Source organism: Variovorax sp. UC122_21 (assembly GCF_044056785.1).
Classification (GTDB): Bacteria; Pseudomonadota; Gammaproteobacteria; order Burkholderiales; family Burkholderiaceae_C; genus Variovorax.
Map to the genome: position 1 here is coordinate 4,338,660 of NZ_CP172004.1, position 25,457 is coordinate 4,364,116.

The following is a 25,457-nucleotide window of genomic DNA, read 5'->3' on the forward strand; positions in this document are numbered from 1 at the left end:
CGTTCCTCGAAGTCGGAAGTCAGAGCATCCAGCGGCCGCCGTCGATCAGCAGCGTCTGGCCCGTGATGAAGCGGGCGTCGTCACCCGCCAGGAAGGCCACGGCCGTGGCCACGTCGCGTGGCGTGCCGATGAAGCCCGCGGGCGTGTCGGCCACGATGCGCGCGAGCACCTCGGGGTTGAGCCGGTTGTGCGCGCGGGTGCGGATCGCGCCGGGGCACACGGCATTGACCGTGACGCCATGCGGCGCGAGTTCGCGCGCCAGCGAGCGCGTGAAGCCCACCACGCCCATCTTGGCGGCCGCGTAGTCGGCCAGGCCCACGTCGCCGACGAAGGCCGCGTCGGTGCTCATGTTGACGATGCGGCCGAAGCCGCGCGCCTTCATGCCGGGCGCCACGCGGCGCGAGGCGCGCATGGCGGTGAGCAGCGAGACCTCGAGCACGAAGCGCCAGACCTCCTCCCGCGACTCGACGAAGGGCGCGCCGCGCTCGCGCGCGCTCTGGCCGACGTTGTTGAACAGGATGTCGACCGGGCCGAAGGCCGATTCCACGCGGTCGAAGAAGGCCGAGACCACCGCCGCATCGGTGCAGTCGCCGCTCACGCGCAGGCAGCGCGAGGCCAGGCCGGGCGCGACGCCGTCGCCGGCGAGTTGCGCGTCGAGCGGCGCGCAATCGAGGTCGAGCACCGCGACGCGCGCGCCGCGCCCCAGGAACTCCATCACCGCGGCGGCGCCGATGCCCTGCCCGCCCCCGGTGACCACTGCCACGCGCCTGTCGAATGTCATCGCGGGCCTTTCAGTGGAAGGTGCGGCCGCCGTCGACGGCGAGCGCGGTGCCGGTGATGTAGCTGGCGCCCGGGCCGCTGAGGTAGAGCACGGCCTCGGCCACCTCCTCGGGCGCGGCGATGCGGCCCAGTGCGTAACGCTCGCGGATCTCGGCCAGCGCGCGCTCGGGATCGTCGGCGTTCTCGTAGCTGGTGCGAAACAGCGGCGTGTCGATCGCGCCCGGGCAAACCGCGTTGACGCGGATGCCGTCGGCCGCGGTCTCGATGGCGAGCGACTTGCCGAACATGATGAGCGCGGCCTTGCTCGCGCAATAGGCGGTGCGGTTGGGCAGCGGCCGCAGGCCGGCGCCCGAGGCGATGTTGACGATGCTGCCGCCACCGGCCGCGCGCAGGTGAGGCAGCGCGGCGCGGCACACCAGCATCGGCCCGGTGAGGTTGACGGCCAGCACGCGCGCCCATTCCTCGTCGCTGGTGGCCTCGAGCGATTTGAGCGCATCGATGCCGGCCGAGTTGACCAGCGCGTCGACGCCGCCCAGCCATTGCGCGGCGCGGTCCACCGCGGTGCGCACGGCCGGCGCGTCGCTCACGTCGCATTCGAGTGCCAGCGCCGCCTCGCCGAGCCGGCGCACGGCGTCGGCGAGCGCGGCGGTGTCGCGGTCGAGCAGCGCCACGCGCGCGCCGCGCGCCACCGCCATGCGCGCGACCGCGAGGCCGATGCCGCTGGCACCGCCGCTCACGATCAGGTGGCGCGGCGCCGGGGTGGCGGCGGCATTCATGCGGCCACCGCGGCCTGCAGGCGCGGGCGCATGTCGTCGGAGATGCGGTCGCAGCGGTCGATCCACACGTCGGAATGCGCGAGCGCATGCTCGATCAGGCCCTCGAGCACCTTGAGCCGCGAGGGCTGGCCGATGATCTGCGGGTGCATGCCGACCATCATCATGCGGTCCTCGGCATGCAGCACGTCGAACTCGCTCTTCCAGGCCTCGAGCGCGGCCGAGGGCGCCTGCAGGGTGCGGCCGGGCAGCGTGATCGAGTACTGGAAGAAGGGTGCGTCGTCGAGCACCCAGCGGAACGGCAGCTCGACGATGTCGGTGCGCTGGCCGCCGATCTCGAGCAGGTAGGGCGAGTCGTCGTCGAAGAAGTTCGAGGAGTAGTCGAAGCCGTACTCCTTGATCAGGTCGAGCGTGATGGCGCTGAACTCGGCCGCGGGCGAACGCCAGCCGCGCGGGCGGCTGCCGGTCAAACGCGTCAGCACCTCGAGGCCCTTCTCCATCTCCTCGCGCTCCTCCTCGGGCGTGAGGCCGACGATCCAGCGATGGCTGTAGCTGTGGTGCGCCACCTCGTGGCCGCGGTCGATCACCTCGCGCATCAGCTCGGGATGCTTCTCGGCCACCTCGCCCGGCACGAAGAAGGTCGAGTGGATGCCGTAGCGCTCCAGCAGCTTGAGGATGCGCGGCATGCCGACCTTCCAGCCGTAGGCGCCCTGCGACATCAGGATCGGCCGCTGCGCGTTGGCGGGATCGCGGCCGGTCCACATGGTCTCGGCGTCGAGGTCGAAGGTCAGCATGAGCGGGAAGCCTTTGCTCGTGGTGGGCATCGCGAAGTCCTGGGGAAGAAGAGGAAGAAGGGTCTAGACGTGCTTGTGGAAGCCGGTCCAGCGTTCGGCCAGCAGCAGCACGATGCCGGTGGCCACGATCAGCAGGGTGGAGACCGCGGCGACGCTGGGGTCGACGCCCTGCTCCACCGAGGTGAAGATCTTCACCGGCAGGGTGGTCTGGCTCGCCGAAAGCAGGAACACCGACACCGGCACGTTGTCGAGCGAGGTGATGAAGGCGAACAGGCCGCCGGCCACGAGGCCGGGCTTGACCAGCGGCAGGGTGACGAGCCGGAAGCTCGTGAAGCCATCGGCGCCGAGCACGCGCGCCGCGTCTTCCAGCGACTCGTCGACCGCCGCCAGGCTGCCGAGGCTGGCGCGCACCACGTAGGGCACGGTGATGACCACGTGCGCGAGCCACAGGCCCAGCGAGTTGCCGCGCAGGCCGGTCATCGTGTAGTACTGCAGCAGCGCCACGCCGAGCACCACCGAGGGCAGCACCAGCGGCGCCATGAACAGCGAGGTCAGCGCGGCCGCGCCCGGCACCATGCGGCGGTGTATCGCATAGGCGGCGATCAGGCCCAGCACCAGCGCGGCGGCGGTCGAGGCGGCGGCGAGCCAGAGGCTGGTCCAGGCGGCCGAGAGGTATTCGGGATCGCGCAGCACCACCTCGAACCAGTGCAGGGTCAGGCCCTTGGGCGGGATCGTGAGGTAGGCGGTCTTGCTGAAGGCCGCGAGCACCACCACCAGCACCGGGATTTGCAGGAACACGACCACCGCGATGGCGGTGGCGGCGAGGCCCAGGCCCTGGCGCTGCGTTTCGGTCGAGGTGCTCATGCCTGGCCTCCCCAGCGCTTGAGCAGCCGGCTCGACAGCGCGATCACGGCCAGCGTGAGCGCGGTCAGCACGAAGGACATGGCGGCGCCGGCCGGCCAGTCGAGCGTCTGCAGGAAGTCGTCGTAGATCAAGGTGGCCATCACCTTGTAGGTGGCGCCGCCGAGCATGCGCGGCGTGACCAGCGCACTGATGGTCAGCACGAACACCAGGATCGAGCCAGAGAGGATGCCGGGCGCGCTCATCGGCAGCGTGATCGACCAGAACACGCGCAGCCGGCTCGCGGCCAGGGTGTAGGCGGCCGATTGCACGTCCTTCGGGATCGCCTGGATCGCGGGCACCAGCATCAGCACCATGAAGGGCAGGAAGATGTGCGACATGCCGACCAGCAGCCCGAACAGGTTGAACATCATGCGGATCGGGCGCTCGATCAGGCCGACGTCGATCAGCAGGTTGTTGATGAGGCCGCGGTTGGCCAGCAGCGCGATCCAGCCGAAGGAGCGCACCACCAGGTTGAGCAGCATCGGGAAGATCACGAGCATGGTCAGCGCGAGCCGCATGCGCGGGCCCGCGTTGGCGATGTAGTAGGCCAGCGGATAGCCGAGCACGAGGCAGATCGCGGTGACGCCGAAGCCCAGCACCAGCGTGCGCAGCACCACCTCGCGGTAGTACTCGTCGGTGAGGATGCTGGTGTAGTTGGCCAGCGTCCAGCCGCTCGCGATGCCGCTGCCGGGCACGTAGGGATGCAGGCTCAGCGGCACCATCAGCAGCACCGGCGCGACGAAGGCCAGCAGCAGCACCAGCAGCAGGGGCGAGGCCAGCAAGGCGCCGGCGGTGTGGCGCGATGTCATGCCGCGGCGTTCACGTAGACATGGCGCGGATCGATCGCCACGCCGACCGGCGCGCCGACCTCGAGGCCGGCATGCGGGCCGTTGGTGGCGGCCTCGGCGATCAGCTCGATGCCGCCGAGGGCCAGCAGGTACTGCACGCGCGAGCCGACGAAGGAGCGCATCGCGACGCGGGCTTCGTAGCGCGGCAGGTTCGCGGCGTCGGAGGAATCCTGCGTGCCGAGGAAGCGGATGTCCTCCTGGCGCACGACCACGTCGACCGCGGCGCCATCGGCGATGCCCTCGGCCTGGGCCACGGCGAGCACCGGGCCGTCGCGCAACTGCACGGTGGTGGCGGCGCCGCCAGCGCGCGCGAGCTTTCCGCCGAGGCGGTTGGGCCGGCCCATGAAGCTCGCGACGAAGCCGGTGGCCGGGCGGTGGTAGATGGCCTCGGGCGTGTCGAACTGCTGCACCACGCCATGGGCCAGCACGCAGACCCGGTCGGACATCGACATGGCCTCGCCCTGGTCGTGGGTGACGAACAGCGTGGTGATGCCGACCTCGCGCTGCAGCCGCTTGAGCTCGATCTGCATCTCGTCGCGCAGCGCGGCATCGAGGTTGGACAGCGGCTCGTCGAACAGCAGGATGCTCGGGCGCGGCGCGATCGAGCGCGCCACCGCCACGCGCTGCTGCTGGCCGCCCGAGAGCTGCCGCGGAAGCCGGTCGCCAAGGGCCGAGAGGCGCACGCTGGCCAGCGCCTGCTCGACGCGGCGCGTGAGCTCCGCGCCCTGCACGCCCTGGCGGCGCAGGCCGAAGGCGACGTTCTCGAACACGCTCATGTGCGGGAACAGCGCATAGGACTGGAACACCAGGCCGATGTTGCGCTTGTTGGTCGGCAGCGCGGTGACGTCGCGGCCATCGATCAGGATGCGGCCGCCCGTGGGCTCGATCAGGCCCGCCACCATGCGCAGCACCGTGGTCTTGCCGCAGCCCGAGGGGCCGAGCAGCGAGATGAATTCGCCGTCGTTGACCGACAGCGAGACCGAGGAGGCGGCGACGTGTCCGGGGTAGCGCTTCTCGAGGCGCTCCAGCGTGAGTGCGGGCATTGGGCGTACGGAATCGTGGGAACGAAGGCGGCGGCGCTCAGCGCGCGACTTCGCGCTGCCAGCGGCGGGTCCACTCGGGCATGGACTTCGCGACCTGCTCGGGATCGGGCAGCCAGAGCTTGTCGAAGGTCTCCTTGTACGGAACGATCTTCGCGGCCTTGTCGCTGAGCTTGACCTGGGTGTTGACCGGGCCCGCGTACTTGCGCTCGGCGAAGCAGGCCTGGCCTTCCTTCGACAGCACCTCGTCGATGTACTTGAGCGCGAGCGCCGGCGACTTCGCGCCCTTGGGAATCACGAGCGCGGGCAGGATGCCGACCGCGCCTTCCTTCGGATAGACGATCGCGAGCGGCAGGCCCTTGTCGATGGCCGAGCCCGCGCGGTCGGGATACCAGACGGCGGCGGCGATCTCCTGGCGCTCGAACAGCGAGACGATCTGGTCGGCCTGGGTGTAGAGCGTGACCGAGGCCTTGGCGATCGGCCTCACGGCCGCGAAGCCGGCGTCCATGTTGCCCAGCTCGCCGCCCTTCATGCGGTTGAGCGCCATCAGGAACTGCGAGCCCGAGGTGCCGCTGATGTCGCCGATGGCGAGGCGGCCGTCGTACTCGGGCCTGGCGAGGTCGGCCCAGGAAGTGGGCGGGGTCTTGATCTGCTTGGTGTCGTAGACGATGACGGTGGCGCCCGTCATGAACACGATGTACTGGCCGTCCTTGTCGAGCGCGCGCGGCGAGATGTCGGCGGCGTTCGCGAGCTTCGACTTGTCGATGGTCTCGAGCAGCTTCTCGTTCTTGAGCTGCGCGGCGAGCGAGTTGTCGATGTAGACCACGTCGAAGTCGGACTTGCCGCCGGTCGCGCGGATGGCCGCGGCGAACTGCGAGGAGCTGCCGAGCTTGAGCGCCACCTTGGCGCCGGTCTTCTTCTCGAACGAGGCGATGTGGCAGGTCTTCGAGTCGTCGGCGAAGGAGCCGCCGAAGATGCCGACCACCAGCTCCTCGGCGTGCAGCGCACCCGACATCAGCAAGGAGGCAAAGCCCAGGGACAGGCAACGTGCGAGCGCGGTTTTCATGGAAGCGACTCCTGTGAGAGCGAAGGCTGGAGGGGATCGAAGCGCGATGCGATTCACTTTATCTTTTGCAAAAGATAAACGCAAGGCATTTAAGATAGGTACCAACCCGCTGCCGCGCGATGCACCAAGACGCATCGCGAACGCACGGAAATCGCCATCGAAAGGACGCCATGCAGCACAAGGACGATGCATCGAAGAGCCCGCCGCGACCCCGCGGTGCCAAGGCGCGCGAAGCGCTCGAGGTTGCCGCGCCCGAGGCCTTGCAACCCGCGACCGGCGCCGACCTCGTGGAGCGCGGCATCCGGCAATGGCGCACCGAGCGGCCCGACATCGACAGCAGCGGCAAGGCGGTGGTCGGCCGGCTGCTGCGGCTCGAGGAAGTGGTGCTGCGCACCATCAACGCAGTGCTGCAGCCCTTCGGCATCAAGTACCAGGAGTACGCGGTGCTCGCGACCCTGCGCGTGGCCGGCGCGCCCTATCGGCTGTCGCCCTCGCGGCTGCAGAGCACGCTGCTGTTCACCTCGGGCGGGCTGTCGAACCTGCTCAAGCGGCTCGAGCAGGAAGGGCTGGTCAAGCGCTCGATCCACCCCGACGACGGCCGCGGCGTGCTGGTGAAGCTCACGGCCAAGGGCATGCGGCTGGCCGACGAGGCGATGCCCAAGCATGCCGCCGCCGAGCTGCATCTGCTGCGCATGTTCGACACCGGCCAGCGCGAGGCGCTCGCCGGCCTGCTGAGCCAGATGATGACGGGCAACGCGCCCGAGACCGGCCCCGAGCCGGGCTGACGCCTCAGAGCAGCCCGAGCGTCATCGCCTTGAGCGTCGCGGCCGCGCGCGTAGTGCAGCCGAGCTTGCGGAAGATGTTCTCGAGGTGCGCGCGCACCGTGCTCGGGCTGATGCCGAGCGTGCGCGCCGCCTCCTTGTTGCTCTCGCCGAGGCTGATGCGGCCCAGCACCTCGACCTCGCGCGACGAGAGCAAGGCGCTGGCTTCGGCCTCCTCGGCGGGCGTCTTCGCTGCCACCGATGCGCGGCCGGTCAACGCGGCCACGGCGGCCGCATCGAGCCGGCCCTGCTCCGCCTCGCAACGCAGTTGCGCCTGCGCCTCCTCGGCCGCCAGCGCGGGCCGGCCCGGCGCGCCCGTGTGCAGCAGCACCCAGTGCACCGCCGCGGCCAGCACGCGTTCGGCCGTGCCGATCGCCGCGCCCTTCACGCCGCGGAAGAAGCCCGAGCCATCGAGCCGCTCGTCGACGAAGGAGGCGATCTCGGCCTCGGAGCGCAAGGTCTCGATGCGGCGCGCGGCGCGCTCGGTCCAGTAGGGCACGAGGCGCAGCCGCTCCTTGTCGGCCTCGCTGCGCAGCTTGGGCGAATCCCAGACCGCGTTCGGCACCGAGGCGCGGCCGATGCCGTGGATCAGCGCCGCGCGCCGCACCTGCTCGCAGGCCGCGGCATCGAGCCCCAGGCCCGCGGCGCAGGCGGCGGCCGCCTCGGCCACGCGGCGCGAGAAGCCGGTCATCCACGGCAGCTTGAGATCGATCACGTCGGCGATCAGCTCGAGCGGCGCGAGCGCGTCGCGCAGCGCGCCCTCGGGTGCCTGCAGCTCGGCCGCGGCACCCTGGTCGAGCGCGTGCAGCCAGTCGACCGCGTGCTGCCGCGCCACCTGCACCAGCGCCGCGGGATAGCGCCCGTCGGCGCGCTCGTCGATCTGGCGCAGCGCGCTCTGCAGGCCATGCGTGCGCGAGAAGATCTCGAGATCGCCCGCGAGCGTGGCCAGGTACACCGCCTCCGGGATGTGCGGCGCGGCCAGGCCCGCCGGTTTGCCGCTGCCGTCGAAGTTCTCGAACATGTGGCGCAGCGGCCGCTCGACCGCCTCGGGCAGGCCGAGGAAGCGCGCGATCTCGCCCGACACCTCGCAATGGATCTCGGCCAGCGAGCCGACCGTGCCCGCGAAGGCCGCCGCTTCGCGGGCCGAGGCGGTCGCGAGCATCGCGCGGCGCCCGCCGACGTCGTCGCCGAGCAGGTCGGAGAACTCGGGCGCGTTGGCGGTGCAGCCCGACCAGCGCAGCAGCGCGACGCAGGCCGCGTGTCCCTGCGCCGCCTCGTCCCGGCCCATCGCCTGCGCCAGCCTCGCGGCGATCCACGCCACGCGCGCCGAATGGTCGATGGGCTGGCCCATGCTGAGGTCGCCGACGAAGGCGAGCGCCTTGATGGCATCGAAGAGCGGGACGTGGGCGATGGGCTGCAAGGCAATGGATCCGGTAGGCGGCGGGCGCCGGCACCTTACTTCGACTGGCGCACCGCGTCCAGGATCACCTCGGCCACCTTCGCGGGCTGCGACTGCTGCGGCACGTGGCTGGTGTTCAGCGTGGTCACGTGCGCGCCGATGCGCTTGGCCATGTCGCGCTGCAGCGCGGGCTGGATCATGTGGTCGGCGCTGCTGACGATGTACCAGGAGGGCTTGGTCTTCCAGGCGGCGGCCGACACCTTCTGCTCGAAGGCCTTGGCCTGGATCGCGCCCTGCGTCACGGCCATCACGCGCGTGGTCGCGGCCGGCAGGTCCTGCGCGAAATGCTTGCTCATGCCCTCGGGCGTGAGGCGCAGGAAGCCCGAGGCATCGGCCGCGATGTGCGCGGAGCCGGGCGGCGCCGGATAGTCCTTGCCGAGCTCGCCCGAGTTCTGGCCCGCGTCGGGCGCGAAGGCTGCCACGTAGACCAGCGAGGCGACCTTGTCGTTGCCGCCGGCCTCGGTGATCACGGTGCCGCCCCACGAGTGGCCGACCAGCACCACCTTGCCGGGCTGGGCATCGATGGCGCGCTTGGCCGCGGCCACGTCGTCCTCGAGCGAGGTCAGCGGGTTCTGCACCGAGACGACGTCGACGCCCTTGGCCTGCAGCAGCGGGATCACCTTGGCCCAGTCGGAGCCGTCGGCGAAGGCGCCGTGCACCAGCACCACGCTGGGCGATGCGCTGGTGGCGACGGCCGCGGCCGGGCCCGCCGCGCTGGCGGCCGTGACGGAGAACGAGAGGCCGACGGCGAGGGCGGCGGCGAGCTGGAGGCGTTGGAAGTGCTTCATGGGAGGGTCTCTGGAAGGAAGTGACGGGAGCCGCTACTGTCGGCCGCGGCGTCTTTTCGCGCCATTGGACGAATGTCCGATCGCGCCGCCCCCGCTCCCCTCCTCCACCCCGGCGCTCAGGCCTGCGCCGGTGGCGCGCCGCCGAAGACCGGCCCCTCGGGCCGCAGCCGCATGCCGGGGCCGAGCCGGGTCCAAGGCAGGTCGGCCGGATCGGCGATGAACGGACCGGGGGCGCGCACCACGAGGATCTCGTGCGCGATCGCCGCGAAGTCGGCGCGGAAATGCACCGAGCTCTTGTTGACCAGGATCTTCATCGCGGCCGGCTCGATGCCGACGGCGCGGTACATGTTGCGGTCCAGCAGCTGCGCCTTGGCCGAGCTCACGACCACGCGCACGCCGTCGATGCGCAGGCATGCCATCGGCCCGAGCTCGGCCTGCTTGCCATGGAACATCGGCCCGCCATACACCAGCCGCCCGTCGGCCAGCGCCTCGACCTCGAAGCGCGCGCGCAGCGGCGCATCGCCCGGCACCTGCGGGCATCCGCCCAGCGCGATGTCGATGCGGGCACCGATGCCGGCCGCGTGGGCGGCGGCGGCCGCGGCGGGGTCGCAGATCAGGCCGATGGCGGCCTCCCGCGCGCCCAGCGCGAGCAACGCGCGCAGCAGCCCGGTGGTGTTCGAATCGCCGCCCACGCCCGGGTTGTCCTGCGTGTCGGCCAGGATCACCGGGCGCGAAGCCGTGGCGGCCAGCGCCATCGCGCGCCCCACGGCGGCCTCGGGCGTCTCGAAGCGCACGGCCCACTGCGCCTCGGGATGCGCGATGCGGTCGAACAGCGCATCGACCGCGCGCTCGGTGCGTTCGGCATCGAAGCCATGGCCCCAGACCACCGGCCCGCATTCGGGAAAGTCGGACGCGGGGAAGCCCGGCGCGAAGGACAGCGAGAGCACGCCGTCGCGTTGCTCCAGCGTCTCGAGCAGGTCGTAGACGCCGCGCGCGGGCTGCATCATGGTCGACATGCTGTTGACCGGGATCAGGAACGGCAGCCGCCGCACCGCGCAATGCGCCGGCCGGTCCGCGGCGCACAGCGCCAGCAGCAGTTCGCCCGCACGGCGGCCGGTGTCGGCCATGTCGACGTGCGGATAGGTACGGTAGGCCACGACGCCATCGGCCAGCGCCAGCATCCGCCGCGTGACGTTGCCATGCGAATCGAGCGACACCGCGATCTTCATGCGCGGCCCCACCACGGCGCGCACGCGCGCCAGCAGCTCGCCCTCGCCGTCGTCGAGGTGCTGCGCGACCATCGCGCCATGCAGGTCGAGGTAGATGGCGTCGAAGCGCGCCATCTTCGCGGCCTCGACGATCTCGCCCGCGATGCGTTCGTAGGCATCGGTCGTGACGTGCGCGGAGGCGCCGGCGCCGGCCCAGATCACCGGCAGCACCTCGTGGCCCTCATTGCGCACATGGCGGATGAAGCCGCTGACCGGCAGGTTGACCCCGAGCAGCTCGAGGATGGCGCCGCCGCGCGCCATGGCGGGGAAGTCCTCCCCGTTCACGAAGCTGCGGTAGGACGCGACGGTGGGGGCGAAGGTGTTGGTTTTCGTGCTGGAAACCGGCGACGAGGATTCTCACGGGAGGCTTTCGGTGCTTGTGCTTCGGTGGCTGGTGCGCTCACTGCGCGGCGAGCTGGATCGAGCGCGCCATCTTCTTGAACTTCGCGGTCTCGTCGGCATAGAAGCGCGCCGACTCGGCCAGCGGCTGCGGCTTCATCGGCTGCACGCCCGATTGCGCCAGCGCCTTCGCCATCTCGGGCGACTGGATCGCCTGCTGCGACGCGGCCAGCAACACCCGCGCCCGGTCGTCGGGCAGGCCGGCGCGCGCCATCACCGCGAGCCAGACCGAATGGACGAATTCGCTCTTGCGCGCGATGCCGCTCTCGGTGATGGCGGGCACCTCGGGCAGCGTGGGCATGCGCCGGGTGTCGAGCACCTCGAGGGCCTTGATCTTGCGGCTCTCGAGCAGCTGGATCGAGGCGCCGAGGTTCGGCAGGATGGTGATGTCGATCTGCTGCCCGACGAGGTCCTGCAGCATCGGCGTCGCGCCCTTGTAGGGCACCTGCAGTAGGCGCGCGCCGGTGGCCTGCGCCAGGTACTCCGAGACGATGTGGTACATCGAGCCGTGGCCCGGGCTGCCGAAGCTCAGGCTCTGCGCGCCGGGCTTGCGGGTGGCGGCGATGAGCTCCTCGAGCGAGCCGTAGGGCAGGTCGTTGCGCGCCATCACCACCAGCGGATGGTTGGAGATCGGCGCCAGCAGCGCGAGCTCCTCGGGCTTGTACTTCGCCGATGCGTTCGACAGCGGCGCGAGGATCGCCTCGTTGGGCGAGCCCATGATCAGCGTGTAGCCATCGGCGGGCCGGCTCAGCATGCGCTGCACCGCGAGCGCGCCGCCCGCGCCCGGCAGGTTCTCGATCACCATCGGCTGGCCCAGCGCCTTGGCCATCGCCGGCTGCATGGCGCGCGCCAGCACGTCGGCCGGCCCGCCGGGCGGGAACGCCACCAGCATCGTCACGGGGCGCGAGGGAAAGGTCTCGGCCCAGGCCGAGGCGACGGACGCGACGGCCGCCGCGGCGAGGAGCACGACGCGGGCCATGGAGCGGGCCATGGAGCGTGAGATGGCACGGGCCGGGCGATGGGCTCCGCCACGCGAACAGGTGTATGTCATGGATTCTCCGGTGGGTTCGAAGCGGGCTCGGGAACGTCATCGAGTAAGCGGCTCGCCCGGTACCGCCTCGCTGCATCCACGCGATGCATGCGGCAAATTGTTTGGGCTAGCATGAGTTCGAGCAACAGCAATTTCCGACGCACTTCGTTGCCCATCGAGCAACGCACAAAGGAGCCACCGCCATGCGCGAGATCAACCAGAAACGCCTGCGCTACTTCCGCGAGGTCTTCGTTCAGCGCTCGATCCGCGGCGCGGCCGATGCGCTCAACACGGCGCCGTCGGTCATCACGCGGCAGATCGCGCTGCTGGAGGAGGAGATCGGCGTGGTGCTGTTCGAGCGGCAGGCGCGCGGCGTCGCGCCGACCGATGCGGCCACGCACCTGGTCGACTACTGGCGCGGCTGCCAGGCGCACCAGGAGCAGCTGGGCGAACGGCTGCGTGCCATCGAGTCGATGGATGCGGGCAGCGTGCGCATCGTCGCGAGCGAGGGCTTCATCGACGGGCTGCTCGACCAGGTGGTCGCGCCCTTCTGCGCCGCGCATCCCGGGCTGTCGGTGACGGTCGACGCGCTGCCGGTCAGCGATCTCATGGAGGCGCTGGCCGACGATGCCGCGCACATCGGCGTGGCCTACAACCCCGAGTCGGATGCGCGGCTGCGGTTCGCGGCGAGCGCCGCCGCGCCGATGAAGCTGCTGGTGCGCCACGGCCATCCGCTCGCCGGGCTCGCGGGCCCGCTGAACATCCGACAGGTGATGGACTATCCGCTCGGCCTGATGCCGCCGGGCTACGGCGTCGGCCGGCTGCTGGAGCTGCTCGCCTACGCCGAGCACGTGAAGCTGCATCCCACCTTCTGCAGCAACTCGGTGGCCGGCCTCAAGCGTTTCGTGCGCGCCACCGACGGCGTGAGCTTCGTCGGCGCGGGTCTCGCGGCCGCGGCCGAGATCGAGGCCGGCCAGCTGGTCGCGCTGCCGCTCGCGCATGCACTGTGCCGCAAGGCGAAGGTGCGGCTGGTCGTGCGCGACGGACGGCCGCTGTCGGCGGCGGCGGCCTACCTGCTGGAGCAGATCCGCGAACGCTTCTCGATGTTCAGCGCCCGCTGAGCCGCCTCATCGCACGGAGTTCAGAGCTTCGGCGTGTACTTCACCGTGAACATCAGGTTGCGCGGGTCGCCGTAGTTGTTGTTGCCGTTGGTCTCGTTGAAGGCCGGGATGTAGTAGCGCTTGTCGAACACGTTGTAGACGTTGAGCGCCAGGCTCAGCTCGGGCGTCGCCTGGTAGGCCACGCGCGCGCTCCACACCATGAAGCCCGGCACCTTGAACGAGCGGTCGTAGCCCAGCGTGCTGCTCTGCACCGTGAATCCGCCGCCCACGCTGAGCCGGCTCCATGCGCCCGGCAGCCGGTAGTCGCTCCACACGCGCAGCATGTGGCGCGGCGTCCACTGGCTGAAGACCTGGCCCTGGTTGTCGGGGTCCTCGAGGAACTTGGTCGTGTTGTAGGTGTAGCCGGCAGTGAGCTGCAGCCGTGGCGCGATCTCGCCGCTGAGCTCGGCCTCGAAGCCTTCGCTGCGCACCTTGCCCGAGGACTTGTAGCAGTACCAGTCGTCGCAGGCGTAGCCGTTGTCGTAATCGGTCACGGCGCGGTTGCGGTGGTCGTAGCGGAACACGGCCAGCGAGGCATTGAGCCGGCCGTCCATCAGCTCGCCCTTCAGGCCCAGCTCGTAGTTGCGGCCGGTGATCGGCTTGAGCGGCTCGTTGTTCAGCGCGCGCTCGGACTGCGGTTCGAACACCTCGGTGACGCTGCCGTAGGCCGACCACTGCCGGTCGAGCGCGAACACCAGGCCGACATAGGGCGTGATCCTGGCGTTGGTGCTCACGGTGCTGCGGGTGTCGCGGGTGCGGTCGGCGTAGAGGTAGTCGTACCAGCTCGCGCGCGCGCCGAGGATCGCCGTCAGCGGCTCCGCGAGCTTCACGCGCCAGCTGCCGTACAGGCCCGACTGGCTGATGTCGTACGCGGTGTGGCTCTGGGTGCCGCCCGCCGCGAGGATGGTCTCGTAGTTCTGCGCCGGCCGGTAGTGGTCGGGCGCGAAGATGTTGCCGCCGCTCGTGAAGCGGCGGCCGAAGCGGTCCTTCGAGGTGTACTTGGCGTAGTTCGCGCCGACCGTCAGGTCGTGCTCCAGCGACAGTGCCTCGAAGCGGCCGCGCACGTAGACGTCGAGCCCGGCCTTCTTCGAATCGAACAGGTTGTCCCAGTCGGCGAAGCTCAGCCCGCTGCCGTCGGGCTGCACGTTGCCGTGCATGCGCTGGTGCTGCGAGGCATTGCGCTCGTTCATGCGCAGCGCCGAGGCCTTGAGCTTCCAGTTCGCGTTGAAGCGATGCTCCAGGTCGGCATAGAGCGTGGTCTGCTCGCTGTCGTGGCGGTTCCACCAGGCGCCGGTGTACACCGAGCGCGGCAGCCCGATGTCGCTGCCGTCGGGATAGCGCGGGAAGCCGCGCAGCATGGGGCGGCCGCTGCCCTTCACCTGGCTGATGCCCAGGCCGAGGGTGGTGTCGGGCGACAGGTCGTAGTCGATCGCGCCGTAGAGCGAACGCGTGCGGCTCCAGACGAAATCGGTGAACGAGTGGCTGCGATCCTCGTCGAGCACCACGCGCCCGCGCAGCGTGCCCTCGGCATTGAGCGGCCCGCCCGCGTCGAGCTGCGCGCCGTAGTGGTTCCAGCTGCCGGCCTTGCCGGTCAGCACCAGCGTCTTCTCGGACTGGCCGCGCTTGCGCACCAGGTTGACGGCGCCGCCCGGGCTGCCCGTGCCCTGCAGCAGGCCCGCGGCACCGCGCAGCACCTCGAGGCGGTCGTGGAACACCAGCGCCTCGGTGGCCCAGTTGCCCAGCGAGTACCAGTTGCGCGGCACCGGCACGCCGTCGTACTGCCAGGCGTCGATCTGGAAGCCGCGCGACGACAGCACCATGCCCGGCCCCACGCCCTTCACGCCGACCACGCCGGTGACGGCATTGGCCGCGTCGCGCAGGTCGACGAGGCCCTGGTCGTCGAGCCGCTGGCGCGTGAGCACGCTGACCGACTGCGGGATGTCCTTCGCCGCCTGCTCGCCCTTGCCGATCGTCAGCAGCGGCGCGGCATAGGAGTGCGTGCCCTCGCTGGTGGCGCTGCGCACCGAGGCCGCGGTGACGGTGATCGGCGCGAGCGTGGCGCCCGCGGCATCGCTCCCGGTGTCGGCCGCGGCCGGGCGCAGTACGTAGGCACCGCCCACGCCGCCGGCGGCCTCGAGCCCCGAGCCCGCGAGCAGGCGCGCGAAGGCTTCGCGCACGCCATGGCTGCCCTGCAGGCCCGGCGATCGCTTGTCCCGCACCAGGGCCGGCGGCATCGTGAGGCTCAGGCCCGCGGCGGCGGCGAAGCTGGCGAGCGCGTCGTCGAGCGGGCCGGCGGCGATGCTGTAGCTCCTGGGCTGTTCGGCCTGGGCCGTGGCGTCGGTGCCCTGCGCCTGGGCCGCGCTGCCGCCGGCGGCGCAGGCCGTGGCGAGCAAGGCGCCATGCACCGCGCGCGCGATGCGGGAATCGAAGAAGAACGGAGGGCGACGGGCCATGAGGAGAGATCTCGCAAGAAGGTGTGAAGTGGCTGTTCCTCAAGGCTTCACACGCGAGAAGAAGAAAAGGGACACGGCGCGGCGGATTTTTTTGGCCGGCCGGCGCGGCGCGCTCGCGCGCCCTCAGCCGCCGGCCGGCACCACCGTCACCCAATAGCGCGTGCGCGACAGCACCCGCACCGGCAGGGCCTGCGGCAGGCTGTCGAGCACGGGCGTGGTGTCGCGCAACTGGAAGACGCCCGAGACGCGCAGCTCGGCCACCGCGGGATCGCAATGCAGCACCCCGGGCCGGTAGCGGCCGAGCTCGGCGAGGAAATCGTGCAGGCGCATGTTCTTCACGCGCAGCACGCCGCGCGACCAGTCGTCGGCCCCCGGGTCCAGCGCACTTGGCGCATCGACCGCCGACGCGGAGAAGCCGGCCTGCTCGCCGGCGCGCACCACCACCGCGAGACCCTGCGCATCGTCGGGCCGGACCTCGACCGCGCCCTCGAGCACGCCCACGTGGCTGCGCCGGTCCTCGCGCTGCCGCACCACTAAGCGCGTGCCCAGCGCGCGCAGCCGGCCTTGCGCGGTCTCGACCACGAAGGGGCGGTAGGCGGGGTCGCCGGCGGGTACGCGGTCGGGCGCGGTGTCGATCAGGATCTCGCCCGCGCGCAGGCGCACCCGCCGCAGCGTGCCGTCGTAGGCCACGTCGATGGCCGTCGCGGTGTTGAGCTGGATGCGCGTGCCGTCGGGCAGCCGCACTTCGCGCCGCTCGCCGGTGGCGGTGCGGTGGTCGGCCAGCCATTCGCGCGCCGGCGAAGCGCGCCATGCGACCCAGCCGGCGGGCACCGCGGCCAGCAGCAACGCCAGCGCCTTGACCGCGGCGCGGCGGTCGGCCCGCACCGTGCGCCCCAGCGCGGGCATCGCCAGCGCGCCCGGCAGCAGGCCGAACTTGCGGCTCACCTGCTCGGCGCGCTGCCAGGCATCTTCATGGGCCGGATCGGCCGCGCGCCACTGCGTCCAGTGGGTGCGGTCGGCGGCCGTGGCCTCGCCCGACTGCAGCAGCAGGAAGCCCTGGGCGGCCTGCGTGGCGACGGCCTTGTCGACCACCACGCGCTGCGCGCTCGTCGCGCTCATGCGGCCAGCAGGATGCAATGCGCCATCGCCTCGGCCATGTAGCGCTTCACCGTGCGCTCGCTCACGCCCAGCCGCATCGCGATCTCGGCATAGCCCAGCCCTTCGAGCTGCGCCATCAGGAAGGCCTGCCGCACCGGCGGCGCGAGGCCGTCGAGCATCGCGTCGATCTCCTGCAGCGTTTCGAGAATGATCGCCTGCTGCTCCGGCGACGGCGCCAGCGGCTCGGGCATCGCGCCCAGCGCATCGAGGTAGGCCTGCTCGAGCGAGCGCCGCCGGTACAGGTTCGCGAGCAGGCGCTTGGCGACGACCGTCAGGTAGGCACGCGGCTCGCGCAGCTGCCAGTCGCCCTGCTTCTCGGGCGTGTGGTCGGGCGCGGCGAGGATGCGAAGGAAGGTGTCCTGCGCCAGGTCCGCGGCGTCGAAGGAATCGCCCAGCCTGCCGCGCAGCCAGCCCAGCAGCCAGCCGTGGTGGCCGCGGTAGAGGGCTTGGACATGTGCATGGGGGTGCGGGTGAAGGGCGGAATCGGCGTTCATTCTTCCGAACGGCGTGCGGGGATCGCGGCCTCATGAATACGAATGGTTCTCATCTTAGTCGATCGGGCGATGGCGCCCGCGCGTTTCGGTATAACCACGGACACGCCGGCCGCGAGGCCCACCCCACACTCCAGCAGCTGTCGATCAACGACAGCTCACCCACCCCATGAAGATCGCCACCTGGAACGTCAACTCCCTCACCGCCCGCCTGCAGCACGTGCTCGACTGGCTGATCGCCAACCCGGTCGACGTGCTGTGCCTGCAGGAACTCAAGATGAGCGACGACAAGTTCCCGCTCGAGATCCTCAAGTCGGCCGGCTATGACGCGGCGGTGTTCGGCCAGAAGACCTACAACGGGGTTGCGATCCTGAGCCTCGCGCCGGTGCGCGACGTGGTGAAGAACATCGGCGGCTTCACCGACGACCAGTCGCGCGTGATCGCCGCCACCATCGACACGCCGCGCGGGCCGGTGCGGGTGGTCAACGGCTACTTCGTCAACGGCCAGGCGCCGGGCTCCGACAAGTTCGCCTACAAGATGAAGTGGCTCGACGCGTTGCGCGAGTGGCTGCGCGCCGAACTCGCCGCGAATCCGAACCTGGTGCTGCTGGGCGACTTCAACATCACGCCCGAGGACCGCGACAGCTTCGACCCGGTGGGCCTGAAGGAAACCATCCACCACACGACCGAGGAGCGCGACCATTTCAAGCAGTTGCTCGGCCTGGGCCTGACCGACAGCTTCCGGATGTTCGAACAGCCCGAGAAGAGCTACTCGTGGTGGGACTACCGCATGCTCGGCTACCAGAAGAACCGCGGACTGCGCATCGACCACGTGCTGGTGAGCGACGCGCTCAAGCCGCAGGTCAGGGGCTGCGTGATCGACCGCGTGCCGCGCAAATGGGAAAAGCCCAGCGACCATGCGCCGGTGGTGCTCGATGTGGATCTCGGTGGCTGAGGCAAGGAAGCCCGGCGTGGCGATCGCCAGGACAGCGACCGTCGCCTTGCTGGCGCTGTCGCTCGCGGCCTGCGGCGTGTTCGACAAGAAGACCGCGAGCGGCGGCGAGACGCCCGCGAGCCCCGGCACCGCCGCCACCGCGCCCGACGACGGCCCGCCCGCGAAGTCCGAGGTGCCCACGGTGCGCCTCATCACGACGCAGACGCCGGTGGTGCGCGCCTACCGCAAGATCGGCGCGCGCCACATCTACACGAAGTACGCGCAACGCATCTACAAGGGCAAGATCCCGCCGCTGGTGTACGCGGTGGTGGTGGTCGAGACGGACATCGACGCGAGCGGCAAGGTCACGGGCGTGACCTTCAGCCGCATTCCGAGCCATGCGCCCGAGGTGCCGCCGATGATCGAGGAGCTGATCAAGGCGGCCTCGCCGCTGCCCAACCCGGGCAAGCTGGGCGGCCACACCTACATCGACACCTGGCTCTGGGACAAGAGCGGGAAATTCCAGCTCGATTCGCTGACGCAGGGGCAGCGCAGCCGCTGAAGCATCGGCGGGAAGGAAGACGAGCCGCGCGGCGCCGAGGCCGCGGGCTCGCCTGGCATCACTCGATGCCGAGTTCCTGGATCTTGCGCGTGATGGTGTTGCGCCCGATGCCGAGCTTCTGCGCGGCCTCGATGCGGCGGCCGCGCGTGCTCGACAGCGCCGTGAGGATCAGACGCGATTCGAAGCGGCGCGACAGCACGTCCCACACGTCGGTGCGGCCGGCCGCGAGCAGCGCCTGGGCCTCGGCCTCGAGGCCGCTCTCCCAATTGCCGGAAGCGTCGGCCGGCGCGTGCGCCGCGACGGCGGGTGCAGGCACCGCGCTGTCGATCGCCGTCCCCACGAAAGGCGTGGACGCATGCGGCGCCACGGGCACGGCGGCTGTCGCATGGGCCACGGGCTCGCCCGCATGGCTGTCGGGCGACAGCATCGGCGCGCCGCCGGTCGCGAGCACCTCGGGCGGCAGGTCCTTGGCCTCGATCAGCTGCGCCGGCGCCATCACGGTCAGCCAGTGGCAGATGTTCTCGAGCTGGCGGACGTTGCCGGGGAAGTTGAAGCCCCGCGAGCTTGGCCAGCGCCGCATCGGAGATGCGCTTGGGCTCGACGCCGAGCTGCCGCGCGCTCTGCTGCAGGAAGTGGCGCGTGAGCGCGGGCACGTCCTCGCCGCGTTCGCGCAGCGCGGGCAGGCGCAGGCGGATGACGTTGAGGCGGTGGAACAGGTCTTCGCGGAAACCGCCGAGCTTCACGCGCTGCTCGAGGTCCTGGTGGGTGGCCGCGATGACGCGCACGTTGGCCTTGACCGAGTTGTGGCCGCCCACGCGGTAGAAGTGGCCGTCGCTGAGCACGCGCAACAGGCGCGTCTGCAGGTCGAAGGGCATGTCGCCGATTTCGTCGAGGAACAGCGTGCCGCCCTCGGCCTGCTCGAAGCGGCCGCGCCGCATGGTCTGCGCGCCCGTGAAGGCGCCGCGCTCGTGGCCGAAGAGTTCGCTCTCGAGCAGGTCCTTGGGAATGGCCGCGGTGTTGATGGCGACGAAGGGGCCGTTGGCGCGCGGCGAGTGCTTGTGCAGCGCCCGCGCCACGAGCTCCTTGCCCGAACCCGATTCGCCGGTGATCAGCACCGTGACGTTGCTCTGCGACAGCCGGCCGATGGCGCGGAACACGTCCTGCATCGCGGGCGCCTGGCCGAGCATCTCGGGCGCGGCGACCATGCGTTCCTCGGCCACTTCCTCGCGCTGGCTCTCGTCGACGGCGCGGCGGATCAGCTCGACCGCGCGCGGCAGGTCGAAGGGCTTGGGCAGGTATTCGAAGGCGCCGCCCTGGAACGCCGAGACGGCGCTGTCGAGGTCGGAGAAGGCCGTCATGATGATGACCGGCAGGCCCGGATGCTTGGCCTTGATCTTGTCGAGCAGCTCGAGCCCGGAACCGCCGGGCATGCGGATGTCGCTCACCAGGACCTGCGGGCCCTGCTGCTCGTCCTCGGCGGCCTGTTCGAGGGCCGCCAGCACTTCGCGCGTGTTGGTGAAACTGCGGGTCGGGAGGTCCTCCCGAAGCAGGGCCTTCTCCAGCACGAAGCGGATCGATTGGTCGTCATCAACTATCCAGATCGGCTTCATGCATCTCCTTGTTGCCGGTGGCTGCTAGGGCAGCGGAATCAATATCTTGAAATCGGTTCGGCCCGGGACACTGTCGCACTCGATCACGCCGTGATGCTGTTGCACAAAAGTCTGTGCGAGCGTCAAACCCAGCCCTGTACCACCCTCCCTGCCCGACACCAGCGGATAGAAGATTCGGTCCTTGATCGCGTCCGGCACGCCCGGTCCATTGTCGATGACATGCAATTCCAGTGCCAATCGATACCACTGCTTGTTGAAGATCACCTGGCGCGCGACCCGGGTCTTGAAAGTGATGCACGCATCGCCGGCCGCGCGACGCTCGGCCAGGGCCTGCGCGGCGTTGTGGACGATGTTGAGCGTGGCCTGGATCAGCTGCTCGCGGTCGCCGCGGAACTCGGGGATCGAGACGTCGAAGTCGCGCTCGATGTGCAGGTCGCGCGGGAACTCCGCGAGGATCACCGAGCGCACGCGCTCGCAGACCTCGTGGATGTTCACGTCGCCCACCACGTGCGGCCGGCGGTGCGGCGCCAGCAGGCGGTCGACCAGCGTCTGCAGCCGGTCGGCCTCGTGGATGATGACCTGGGTGTATTCGATGAGGTCGCGCGACTCGACCTCCATCTGCAGCAGCTGCGCCGCGCCGCGGATGCCGCCGAGCGGGTTCTTGATCTCGTGCGCGAGGTTGCGGATCAGTTCCTTGTTGGCCTGCGCCTGGTCGAGCAGCCGCTCCTCGCGGTCCTGCCGCACCTGGTGCTCGAGCGGCAGCATCTCGACGATCAGTTCGCCGGCCTTCTCGCCCTTGGCCAGCGTGACCTGCACCGGCATCAGCTCGTGGTTGACGCGGCGCAGGAAGGCCTCGTAGCGCAGGGTGGCGAAGTCGTTGGCGCTGGCGCCGTCGATGGCGGTGCGCAGCACCTGGGGTTCGTGGAAGCAGGCGCCGAACTGCGAGCCCTCGAGCGTGCGGCGCGAGGTGCCGAGCGCGTCTTCGAGACCGGCATTGGCGAACAGCACCGAGCCCTTGCTGTTGACGACCGCGATCAGGGTCGACAGCAGGTCGAAGGCCTGAAAGCGCGGACTGGCGCTTGCCGCCTTCTTTCCGAAAGCCATGGAAATCCTGTGGTGTTCGTCCTGCCGATGCAGGAACGGGTTAGTTCTTGGGAGCCGGCAGCCGGCTGATCTCGCGGCGGATGCCGGCGATGTCGCTTTCGTTGCGGGCCAGTTCGGCCTTCATCTCGGCCACGCGGTCGAGGTACTTCTGGTAGTTGCGGCCTTCGCTGCCCTGCTTCTCGGGCTCGCCGTTGTTGTATTCCTTCTGCAGCTCGGCCTGGCGCGATTCGGCCTTGCGCAGTTCGGACTCGAGCACCGAGCGCGCCTCGCCGTCGCGCGCGCGCTGGTCGGCGCCCTCGACGCGCGGGCTGCCGGCCGGCGAGCGGGACGCGGAAGTCGAGCCCGCGGCACCGCCGAGCGCGGCGCGCGAGGCGCCCTGCACGACGGTGACGTTGCCGCCCTCCATCACCTTGCAGCCGCGCTGCTGCGCGACGGTGGCGTTGTTGGTGTATTCGTTCCCGCAACGCCAGACGCGCTCCTGCGCGAGCGCCGGCAGGGCGAACAGGGAGGCGGTCAGCAGGAGAAGTGGTGCGGCGGTCTTCATGGGATCTTGGGGGCCTCGAGGGTCCGGGAGAGCGCGAAAAGGCGCATTTTCATGCAATTCGACGCCTCCGATGCCAGGATGTTCCGGCCCCGATGAAAAGGACGGCCGAGGCCGTCCTTTCGTGTTACTCCGAGCGGGGAAACCGCGATCAGAGCGAGTAGTACATGTCGAATTCGACCGGGTGCGTGGCCATGCGGAAGCGCGTCACTTCCTGCATCTTCAGCTCGATGTACGCGTCGATGTAGGCATCGGTGAACACGCCGCCCTTGGTCAGGAACGCACGGTCCTTGTCCAGGTATTCCAGGGCCTGGTCGAGGCTGTGGCAGACGGTCGGGATCAGCGCGTCTTCTTCCGGCGGCAGATGGTAGAGGTCCTTGCTCGCGGCTTCGCCCGGGTGGATCTTGTTTTCCACGCCGTCGAGACCGGCCATCAGCAGCGCGGCGAAACCGAGGTACGGGTTCATCAGCGGATCGGGGAAGCGCGCTTCGACGCGGCGGCCCTTCGGGTTCGCCACGAACGGGATGCGGATCGAGGCCGAGCGGTTCTTGGCCGAGTAGGCCAGCTTCACCGGGGCTTCGAAGCCGGGCACCAGGCGCTTGTAGCTGTTGGTGCCGGGGTTCGTGATGGCGTTCAGGGCACGGGCGTGCTTGATGATGCCGCCGATGTAGTGCAGCGCGAAGTCCGAGAGACCTGCGTAGCCGTCGCCGGCGAACAGGTTCTTGCCGTCCTTCCAGACCGACTGGTGCACGTGCATGCCCGAGCCGTTGTCGCCGACGATGGGCTTGGGCATGAAGGTGGCGGTCTTGCCGTAGGCGTGGGCCACGTTGTGGATCACGTACTTCTGCAGCTGGACCCAGTCGGCGCGCTGGATCAGCGTGCTGAACTTGGTGCCGAGTTCCATCTGGCCGGCGTTGGCCACTTCATGGTGATGCACTTCGACCGGGATGCCCAGCGATTCGAGCACCAGGCACATTTCCGAACGCATGTCCTGGAAGCTGTCGACCGGGGGAACCGGGAAGTAGCCGCCCTTGACCGCGGGACGGTGGCCGGTGTTGCCGTGCTCGTATTCCTTGTCGGTGTTCCACGAGGCTTCTTCGGAATCGATCTTCACGAAGCAGCCCGACATGTCGTTCTTCCAGCGCACGCCGTCGAACACGAAGAATTCGGGTTCCGGACCGAAGTAGGCCGTGTCGCCCAGGCCCGAAGCCTTCATGTAGGCTTCGGCGCGCTTGGCCAGCGAACGGGGATCGCGCTCGTACGGCTTGCCGTCGGTCGGGTCGATCACGTCGCAGGTCAGGATCATCGTGGTCTCTTCGAAGAAGGGATCGATGTTGGCGGTGTTCGGGTCGGGCATGAGCTGCATGTCCGAGGCTTCGATCCCCTTCCAGCCGGCGATGGACGAGCCGTCGAACGCGTGGCCCGAGCTGAACTTGTCTTCGTCGAAGTGCGACACGGGCACGGTCACGTGTTGTTCTTTACCGCGGGTGTCGGTGAAACGGAAGTCGACGAACTTGACCTCGTTTTCCTTCACGAGCTTCATGACGTCGGCGACGGTCTTTGCCATCAATTTCTCCTGAGTTGGATGGGTGGTTGGGAATACAGGGATGCGGGATGCAGTTTCTGTGCCATTGTCGCCTGCGATCAACAGCCGTCGGCGGGCACTTTGGAGGCCTGAAACTCGGCCGAATTCACCAAATTGGTGCCATCGAAATCAACGCACCAATTCTGGGCCAAGTTGCGCATTAAAAGTGTGCAGACCTTCGATGAGCTGGCCATAGGCCGCGTCGAGCAGTTCCGGGTCGCCCTTGACGCCGAGCTCGATATGACGGCCGTACTGGGGGTGATCGACGCTCGGCAGGCTGAAAACCTTGATGCGCGCATGGCGTGCCTCGATCGCCTGCATCAGGGGCGTGAGGGTGGCTTCCATGGCACCGAAAACGATCACGGACTTCTCCATGACCCGGCTCTGGACGAAAAGATCGGCATAACGGGTGTCGAGCACCGACTCGATCATCGGCCAGGCCATGACCGGGAAACCGGGCACGAAATGGACGTCGTCGACGCTGAAGCCCGGGATCTTGTTGTAGGGGTTGGCGATGATCCGGGCGCCCTCGGGAAACACGCCCATGTTGAGCCGGTGGATGTTGTCGGGCCGGTCGGGCTCGTAGGCCACGCCCTGCTCGCGCGCCGTGTCCTGCATGCGCTCGCGGATCAGCAGCTCGGCCTCGGGATGCAGCGCCAGCGGCACGCCCAGCGCCTTGGCGGCGCACTGGCGGGTGTGGTCGTCGGGCGTGGCGCCGATGCCGCCGGTCGAGAAGACGACGTCGCCCGAGGCAAAGGCGCGCGCCAGCGCGGCGGTGATGCGCTCGGGTACGTCGCCCACGTATTCGGCCCAGCCCAGTTGCAGGCCGCGCGCCGCGAGCAGCTCGATCACCTTGGGCATGTGCTTGTCGAGGCGCTTGCCCGAAAGGATCTCGTCGCCGACGACGATCAGGCCGAATTCACGGGTCATGGGGATTTCCATTGGGAGAGAACGGCCTGGTCGGCCTCGATGGCGGCGGCGTCGCCCGGGATGGCGGCCGCCGCGGCGGCTGCGCGCTGGCCGCGCAGCTGCGCCAGCGCATCGAGGCAGTAGTGGCCGAACCACAGGGCCGAGAAGGCGAAGACCAGGGTGTAGATCCAGATCGCGAGCGGCACCAGCACGAAGAAGGCGGCCGCGAACAGCAGGCCCGAGGCCCAGACGATGCTCGGCGCCGCGCCCAGGTAGCCGCAGAGCACGCCGATGCACAACAGCGGCAGCCGGTGCGCGCGCAGCAAGGTGGCGCGCTCCTCGGCGCTCGCATGCTCGGCCAGCGCGTCGAAGCTCATCACGCGGTAGGTGAGCCAGCCCCAGATCAGCGGCGGCAGGATCAGCACCAGCGGGGGAATCAGCCACAGCGGCATCGAGACCACGAGCGCGAGCAGCGCCAGCACGGTCAGGCCGATGGAACGCGCCACGCTGCCGAAGAAGGAGGCGCCCTTCTTGCGCTCGAGCGAGGGAAAGCGGCGCTCGGCCACCAGCCGCGTGAGCGCGGGCGCCATGAAGCCGGCCACGATCACCAGCGCCAGCACCACGATCAGCGGCGTGGCGGCGAACACCACCACCAGCGGCGCCAGCATCGAGGTGACATCGCCCGAGAACAGCCGCCCGATCCAGCTCCAGAAGCTCGCCAGCAGCGGCCAGGATTCGAGCGCCCCGCGCGTCCACGTGACCGCGGCATCCCAATAGAAGTAGCCGAAGACGGCGGCCAGCACCACCATCAGGCCCAGCGGCAGCAACGACAGCACGATCACGCGCGGCAGCATGCAATAGGCCACCGCGCGCCAGAAGGAGTCGAGGAGCAGGCGCATCGGGCGGGAGGATAACCCGGCGCGCCCCGCGCGGCCGTGAAGCCAGAGCCGGCGGCCGGGCGATTCGCCGGTTCGCGCGCAC

At 69.8% G+C, this 25,457-nt stretch carries 22 protein-coding genes and 2 pseudogenes; 4 read left to right on the top strand and 20 right to left on the bottom strand.

Going from position 1 to position 25,457, the window contains the following annotated elements; genetic code table 11:
- Positions 1 to 19: 19 nt before the first annotated feature.
- Genes ACHMXE_RS33130 through ACHMXE_RS33160 form a run of 7 tightly spaced genes read right to left on the bottom strand, consistent with a single transcriptional unit; the run spans position 20 to position 6,204 of the window.
- A complete protein-coding gene (locus ACHMXE_RS33130) occupies positions 20 to 781 on the bottom strand; it encodes an SDR family NAD(P)-dependent oxidoreductase (RefSeq protein ID WP_395348243.1) in 762 nt (253 codons plus the stop codon).
- A gap of 10 nt (positions 782 to 791) precedes the next feature.
- Positions 792 to 1,556 (bottom strand): SDR family NAD(P)-dependent oxidoreductase, encoded by a 765-nt coding sequence (locus ACHMXE_RS33135; protein WP_395348244.1) that lies wholly within the window; start codon positions 1,554 to 1,556, stop codon positions 792 to 794.
- Positions 1,553 to 2,377: a polysaccharide deacetylase gene (locus ACHMXE_RS33140; protein ID WP_057589642.1), complete on the bottom strand. Its 825-nt coding sequence runs from the start codon at positions 2,375 to 2,377 to the stop codon at positions 1,553 to 1,555. Before ACHMXE_RS33140 ends, ACHMXE_RS33135 begins: the two co-directional genes overlap by 4 nt.
- Positions 2,378 to 2,410: 33 nt before the next feature.
- Entirely contained in the window at positions 2,411 to 3,211 is an 801-nt protein-coding gene (locus ACHMXE_RS33145) for an ABC transporter permease (RefSeq protein ID WP_296778607.1), read from the bottom strand.
- Positions 3,208 to 4,059, bottom strand: a complete 852-nt coding sequence (locus tag ACHMXE_RS33150) for an ABC transporter permease (protein WP_203205102.1) — start codon at positions 4,057 to 4,059, stop codon at positions 3,208 to 3,210. The genes ACHMXE_RS33145 and ACHMXE_RS33150 overlap by 4 nt, the downstream gene beginning before the upstream one ends.
- Positions 4,056 to 5,141: an ABC transporter ATP-binding protein gene (locus ACHMXE_RS33155; protein ID WP_395348245.1), complete on the bottom strand. Its 1,086-nt coding sequence runs from the start codon at positions 5,139 to 5,141 to the stop codon at positions 4,056 to 4,058. Before ACHMXE_RS33155 ends, ACHMXE_RS33150 begins: the two co-directional genes overlap by 4 nt.
- 37 nt (positions 5,142 to 5,178) lie before the next feature.
- The gene (locus ACHMXE_RS33160) at positions 5,179 to 6,204 is read right to left on the bottom strand and encodes an ABC transporter substrate-binding protein (RefSeq protein ID WP_395348246.1); all 1,026 of its coding nucleotides are present in this window, start codon (positions 6,202 to 6,204) and stop codon (positions 5,179 to 5,181) included.
- A gap of 170 nt (positions 6,205 to 6,374) precedes the next feature.
- Between ACHMXE_RS33160 and ACHMXE_RS33165 the strand changes: the two genes are divergently transcribed.
- On the top strand, positions 6,375 to 6,989 hold the full coding sequence (locus ACHMXE_RS33165; protein ID WP_395348248.1) for a MarR family winged helix-turn-helix transcriptional regulator: 615 nt from the start codon (positions 6,375 to 6,377) through the stop codon (positions 6,987 to 6,989).
- A gap of 4 nt (positions 6,990 to 6,993) precedes the next feature.
- Here the strand turns inward: ACHMXE_RS33165 and ACHMXE_RS33170 are convergent, their stop codons facing one another.
- The 4 genes and pseudogenes from ACHMXE_RS33170 to ACHMXE_RS33185 form a co-directional block, all read right to left on the bottom strand.
- Positions 6,994 to 8,445 (bottom strand): HD domain-containing phosphohydrolase, encoded by a 1,452-nt coding sequence (locus ACHMXE_RS33170; protein WP_395348250.1) that lies wholly within the window; start codon positions 8,443 to 8,445, stop codon positions 6,994 to 6,996.
- A gap of 35 nt (positions 8,446 to 8,480) precedes the next feature.
- Positions 8,481 to 9,272, bottom strand: coding sequence for an alpha/beta fold hydrolase (locus tag ACHMXE_RS33175; RefSeq protein ID WP_395348252.1), 792 nt, complete (start codon positions 9,270 to 9,272; stop codon positions 8,481 to 8,483).
- A 116-nt stretch (positions 9,273 to 9,388) separates the two neighbouring features.
- Positions 9,389 to 10,901 (bottom strand): annotated as a pseudogene (locus ACHMXE_RS33180) (M81 family metallopeptidase).
- Positions 10,902 to 10,940: 39 nt separating this feature from the next.
- Positions 10,941 to 11,918: a tripartite tricarboxylate transporter substrate binding protein gene (locus tag ACHMXE_RS33185; protein ID WP_395348253.1), complete on the bottom strand. Its 978-nt coding sequence runs from the start codon at positions 11,916 to 11,918 to the stop codon at positions 10,941 to 10,943.
- Positions 11,919 to 12,172: 254 nt separating this feature from the next.
- Here ACHMXE_RS33185 and ACHMXE_RS33190 point away from each other — a divergent pair, with 254 nt between their 5' ends.
- The gene (locus tag ACHMXE_RS33190; RefSeq protein ID WP_203205095.1) at positions 12,173 to 13,090 is read left to right on the top strand and encodes a LysR family transcriptional regulator; all 918 of its coding nucleotides are present in this window, start codon (positions 12,173 to 12,175) and stop codon (positions 13,088 to 13,090) included.
- 20 nt (positions 13,091 to 13,110) lie between these two features.
- On the opposite strand, the gene ACHMXE_RS33195 is transcribed toward ACHMXE_RS33190, so the two are convergent.
- From ACHMXE_RS33195 to ACHMXE_RS33205, 3 genes are all read right to left on the bottom strand, one after another.
- Positions 13,111 to 15,582 carry a TonB-dependent siderophore receptor gene (locus ACHMXE_RS33195; RefSeq protein ID WP_395348254.1) on the bottom strand — a complete coding sequence of 824 codons (2,472 nt, stop codon included), beginning with the start codon at positions 15,580 to 15,582 and terminating at the stop codon, positions 13,111 to 13,113.
- Positions 15,583 to 15,705: 123 nt separating this feature from the next.
- On the bottom strand, positions 15,706 to 16,701 hold the full coding sequence (locus tag ACHMXE_RS33200; protein ID WP_395348255.1) for a FecR domain-containing protein: 996 nt from the start codon (positions 16,699 to 16,701) through the stop codon (positions 15,706 to 15,708).
- A complete protein-coding gene (locus ACHMXE_RS33205) occupies positions 16,698 to 17,234 on the bottom strand; it encodes a sigma-70 family RNA polymerase sigma factor (RefSeq protein ID WP_395348256.1) in 537 nt (178 codons plus the stop codon). Before ACHMXE_RS33205 ends, ACHMXE_RS33200 begins: the two co-directional genes overlap by 4 nt.
- Before the next feature lie 166 nt (positions 17,235 to 17,400).
- On the opposite strand from ACHMXE_RS33205, the gene xth reads away from it, so the two are divergent.
- Positions 17,401 to 18,186, top strand: a complete 786-nt coding sequence (gene xth / locus ACHMXE_RS33210; RefSeq protein WP_057589626.1) for an exodeoxyribonuclease III — start codon at positions 17,401 to 17,403, stop codon at positions 18,184 to 18,186.
- A gap of 16 nt (positions 18,187 to 18,202) precedes the next feature.
- Positions 18,203 to 18,727, top strand: coding sequence for a hypothetical protein (locus tag ACHMXE_RS33215; protein WP_395348258.1), 525 nt, complete (start codon positions 18,203 to 18,205; stop codon positions 18,725 to 18,727).
- Positions 18,728 to 18,785: 58 nt separating this feature from the next.
- On the opposite strand, the pseudogene ntrC reads toward ACHMXE_RS33215, so the two are convergent.
- The 6 genes and pseudogenes from ntrC to ACHMXE_RS33245 all read right to left on the bottom strand — a co-directional run bounded on the left by ntrC (position 18,786) and on the right by ACHMXE_RS33245 (position 25,375).
- Positions 18,786 to 20,337 (bottom strand): annotated as a pseudogene (gene ntrC / locus ACHMXE_RS33220) (nitrogen regulation protein NR(I)).
- Positions 20,338 to 20,361: 24 nt separating this feature from the next.
- Positions 20,362 to 21,441: a nitrogen regulation protein NR(II) gene (gene glnL / locus ACHMXE_RS33225; RefSeq protein ID WP_093343381.1), complete on the bottom strand. Its 1,080-nt coding sequence runs from the start codon at positions 21,439 to 21,441 to the stop codon at positions 20,362 to 20,364.
- A gap of 40 nt (positions 21,442 to 21,481) precedes the next feature.
- On the bottom strand, positions 21,482 to 21,985 hold the full coding sequence (locus ACHMXE_RS33230; RefSeq protein WP_395348260.1) for a hypothetical protein: 504 nt from the start codon (positions 21,983 to 21,985) through the stop codon (positions 21,482 to 21,484).
- A gap of 148 nt (positions 21,986 to 22,133) precedes the next feature.
- Complete coding sequence (glnA, locus tag ACHMXE_RS33235; RefSeq protein WP_203205088.1) at positions 22,134 to 23,549, bottom strand: type I glutamate--ammonia ligase; 1,416 nt, start codon at positions 23,547 to 23,549, stop codon at positions 22,134 to 22,136.
- A 147-nt stretch (positions 23,550 to 23,696) separates the two neighbouring features.
- Complete coding sequence (locus ACHMXE_RS33240; RefSeq protein WP_395348262.1) at positions 23,697 to 24,497, bottom strand: competence/damage-inducible protein A; 801 nt, start codon at positions 24,495 to 24,497, stop codon at positions 23,697 to 23,699.
- Entirely contained in the window at positions 24,494 to 25,375 is an 882-nt protein-coding gene (locus tag ACHMXE_RS33245; RefSeq protein WP_395348264.1) for an EI24 domain-containing protein, read from the bottom strand. Before ACHMXE_RS33245 ends, ACHMXE_RS33240 begins: the two co-directional genes overlap by 4 nt.
- Positions 25,376 to 25,457: the final 82 nt, after the last annotated feature.

Bases quoted from the DNA above. Each gene is read 5' to 3' on its own strand.
- ACHMXE_RS33130 (WP_395348243.1), bottom strand. From the start codon at position 781: ATGACATTCGACAGGCGCGTGGCAGTGGTCACCGGGGGCGGGCAGGGC.
- ACHMXE_RS33135 (WP_395348244.1), bottom strand. From the start codon at position 1,556: ATGAATGCCGCCGCCACCCCGGCGCCGCGCCACCTGATCGTGAGCGGC.
- ACHMXE_RS33140 (WP_057589642.1), bottom strand. From the start codon at position 2,377: ATGCCCACCACGAGCAAAGGCTTCCCGCTCATGCTGACCTTCGACCTC.
- ACHMXE_RS33145 (WP_296778607.1), bottom strand. From the start codon at position 3,211: ATGAGCACCTCGACCGAAACGCAGCGCCAGGGCCTGGGCCTCGCCGCC.
- ACHMXE_RS33150 (WP_203205102.1), bottom strand. From the start codon at position 4,059: ATGACATCGCGCCACACCGCCGGCGCCTTGCTGGCCTCGCCCCTGCTG.
- ACHMXE_RS33155 (WP_395348245.1), bottom strand. From the start codon at position 5,141: ATGCCCGCACTCACGCTGGAGCGCCTCGAGAAGCGCTACCCCGGACAC.
- ACHMXE_RS33160 (WP_395348246.1), bottom strand. From the start codon at position 6,204: ATGAAAACCGCGCTCGCACGTTGCCTGTCCCTGGGCTTTGCCTCCTTG.
- ACHMXE_RS33165 (WP_395348248.1), top strand. From the start codon at position 6,375: ATGCAGCACAAGGACGATGCATCGAAGAGCCCGCCGCGACCCCGCGGT.
- ACHMXE_RS33175 (WP_395348252.1), bottom strand. From the start codon at position 9,272: ATGAAGCACTTCCAACGCCTCCAGCTCGCCGCCGCCCTCGCCGTCGGC.
- ACHMXE_RS33185 (WP_395348253.1), bottom strand. From the start codon at position 11,918: ATGGCCCGCGTCGTGCTCCTCGCCGCGGCGGCCGTCGCGTCCGTCGCC.
- ACHMXE_RS33190 (WP_203205095.1), top strand. From the start codon at position 12,173: ATGCGCGAGATCAACCAGAAACGCCTGCGCTACTTCCGCGAGGTCTTC.
- ACHMXE_RS33195 (WP_395348254.1), bottom strand. From the start codon at position 15,582: ATGGCCCGTCGCCCTCCGTTCTTCTTCGATTCCCGCATCGCGCGCGCG.
- ACHMXE_RS33200 (WP_395348255.1), bottom strand. From the start codon at position 16,701: ATGAGCGCGACGAGCGCGCAGCGCGTGGTGGTCGACAAGGCCGTCGCC.
- ACHMXE_RS33205 (WP_395348256.1), bottom strand. From the start codon at position 17,234: ATGAACGCCGATTCCGCCCTTCACCCGCACCCCCATGCACATGTCCAA.
- xth (WP_057589626.1), top strand. From the start codon at position 17,401: ATGAAGATCGCCACCTGGAACGTCAACTCCCTCACCGCCCGCCTGCAG.
- glnL (WP_093343381.1), bottom strand. From the start codon at position 21,441: ATGGCTTTCGGAAAGAAGGCGGCAAGCGCCAGTCCGCGCTTTCAGGCC.
- ACHMXE_RS33230 (WP_395348260.1), bottom strand. From the start codon at position 21,985: ATGAAGACCGCCGCACCACTTCTCCTGCTGACCGCCTCCCTGTTCGCC.
- glnA (WP_203205088.1), bottom strand. From the start codon at position 23,549: ATGGCAAAGACCGTCGCCGACGTCATGAAGCTCGTGAAGGAAAACGAG.
- ACHMXE_RS33240 (WP_395348262.1), bottom strand. From the start codon at position 24,497: ATGACCCGTGAATTCGGCCTGATCGTCGTCGGCGACGAGATCCTTTCG.
- ACHMXE_RS33245 (WP_395348264.1), bottom strand. From the start codon at position 25,375: ATGCGCCTGCTCCTCGACTCCTTCTGGCGCGCGGTGGCCTATTGCATG.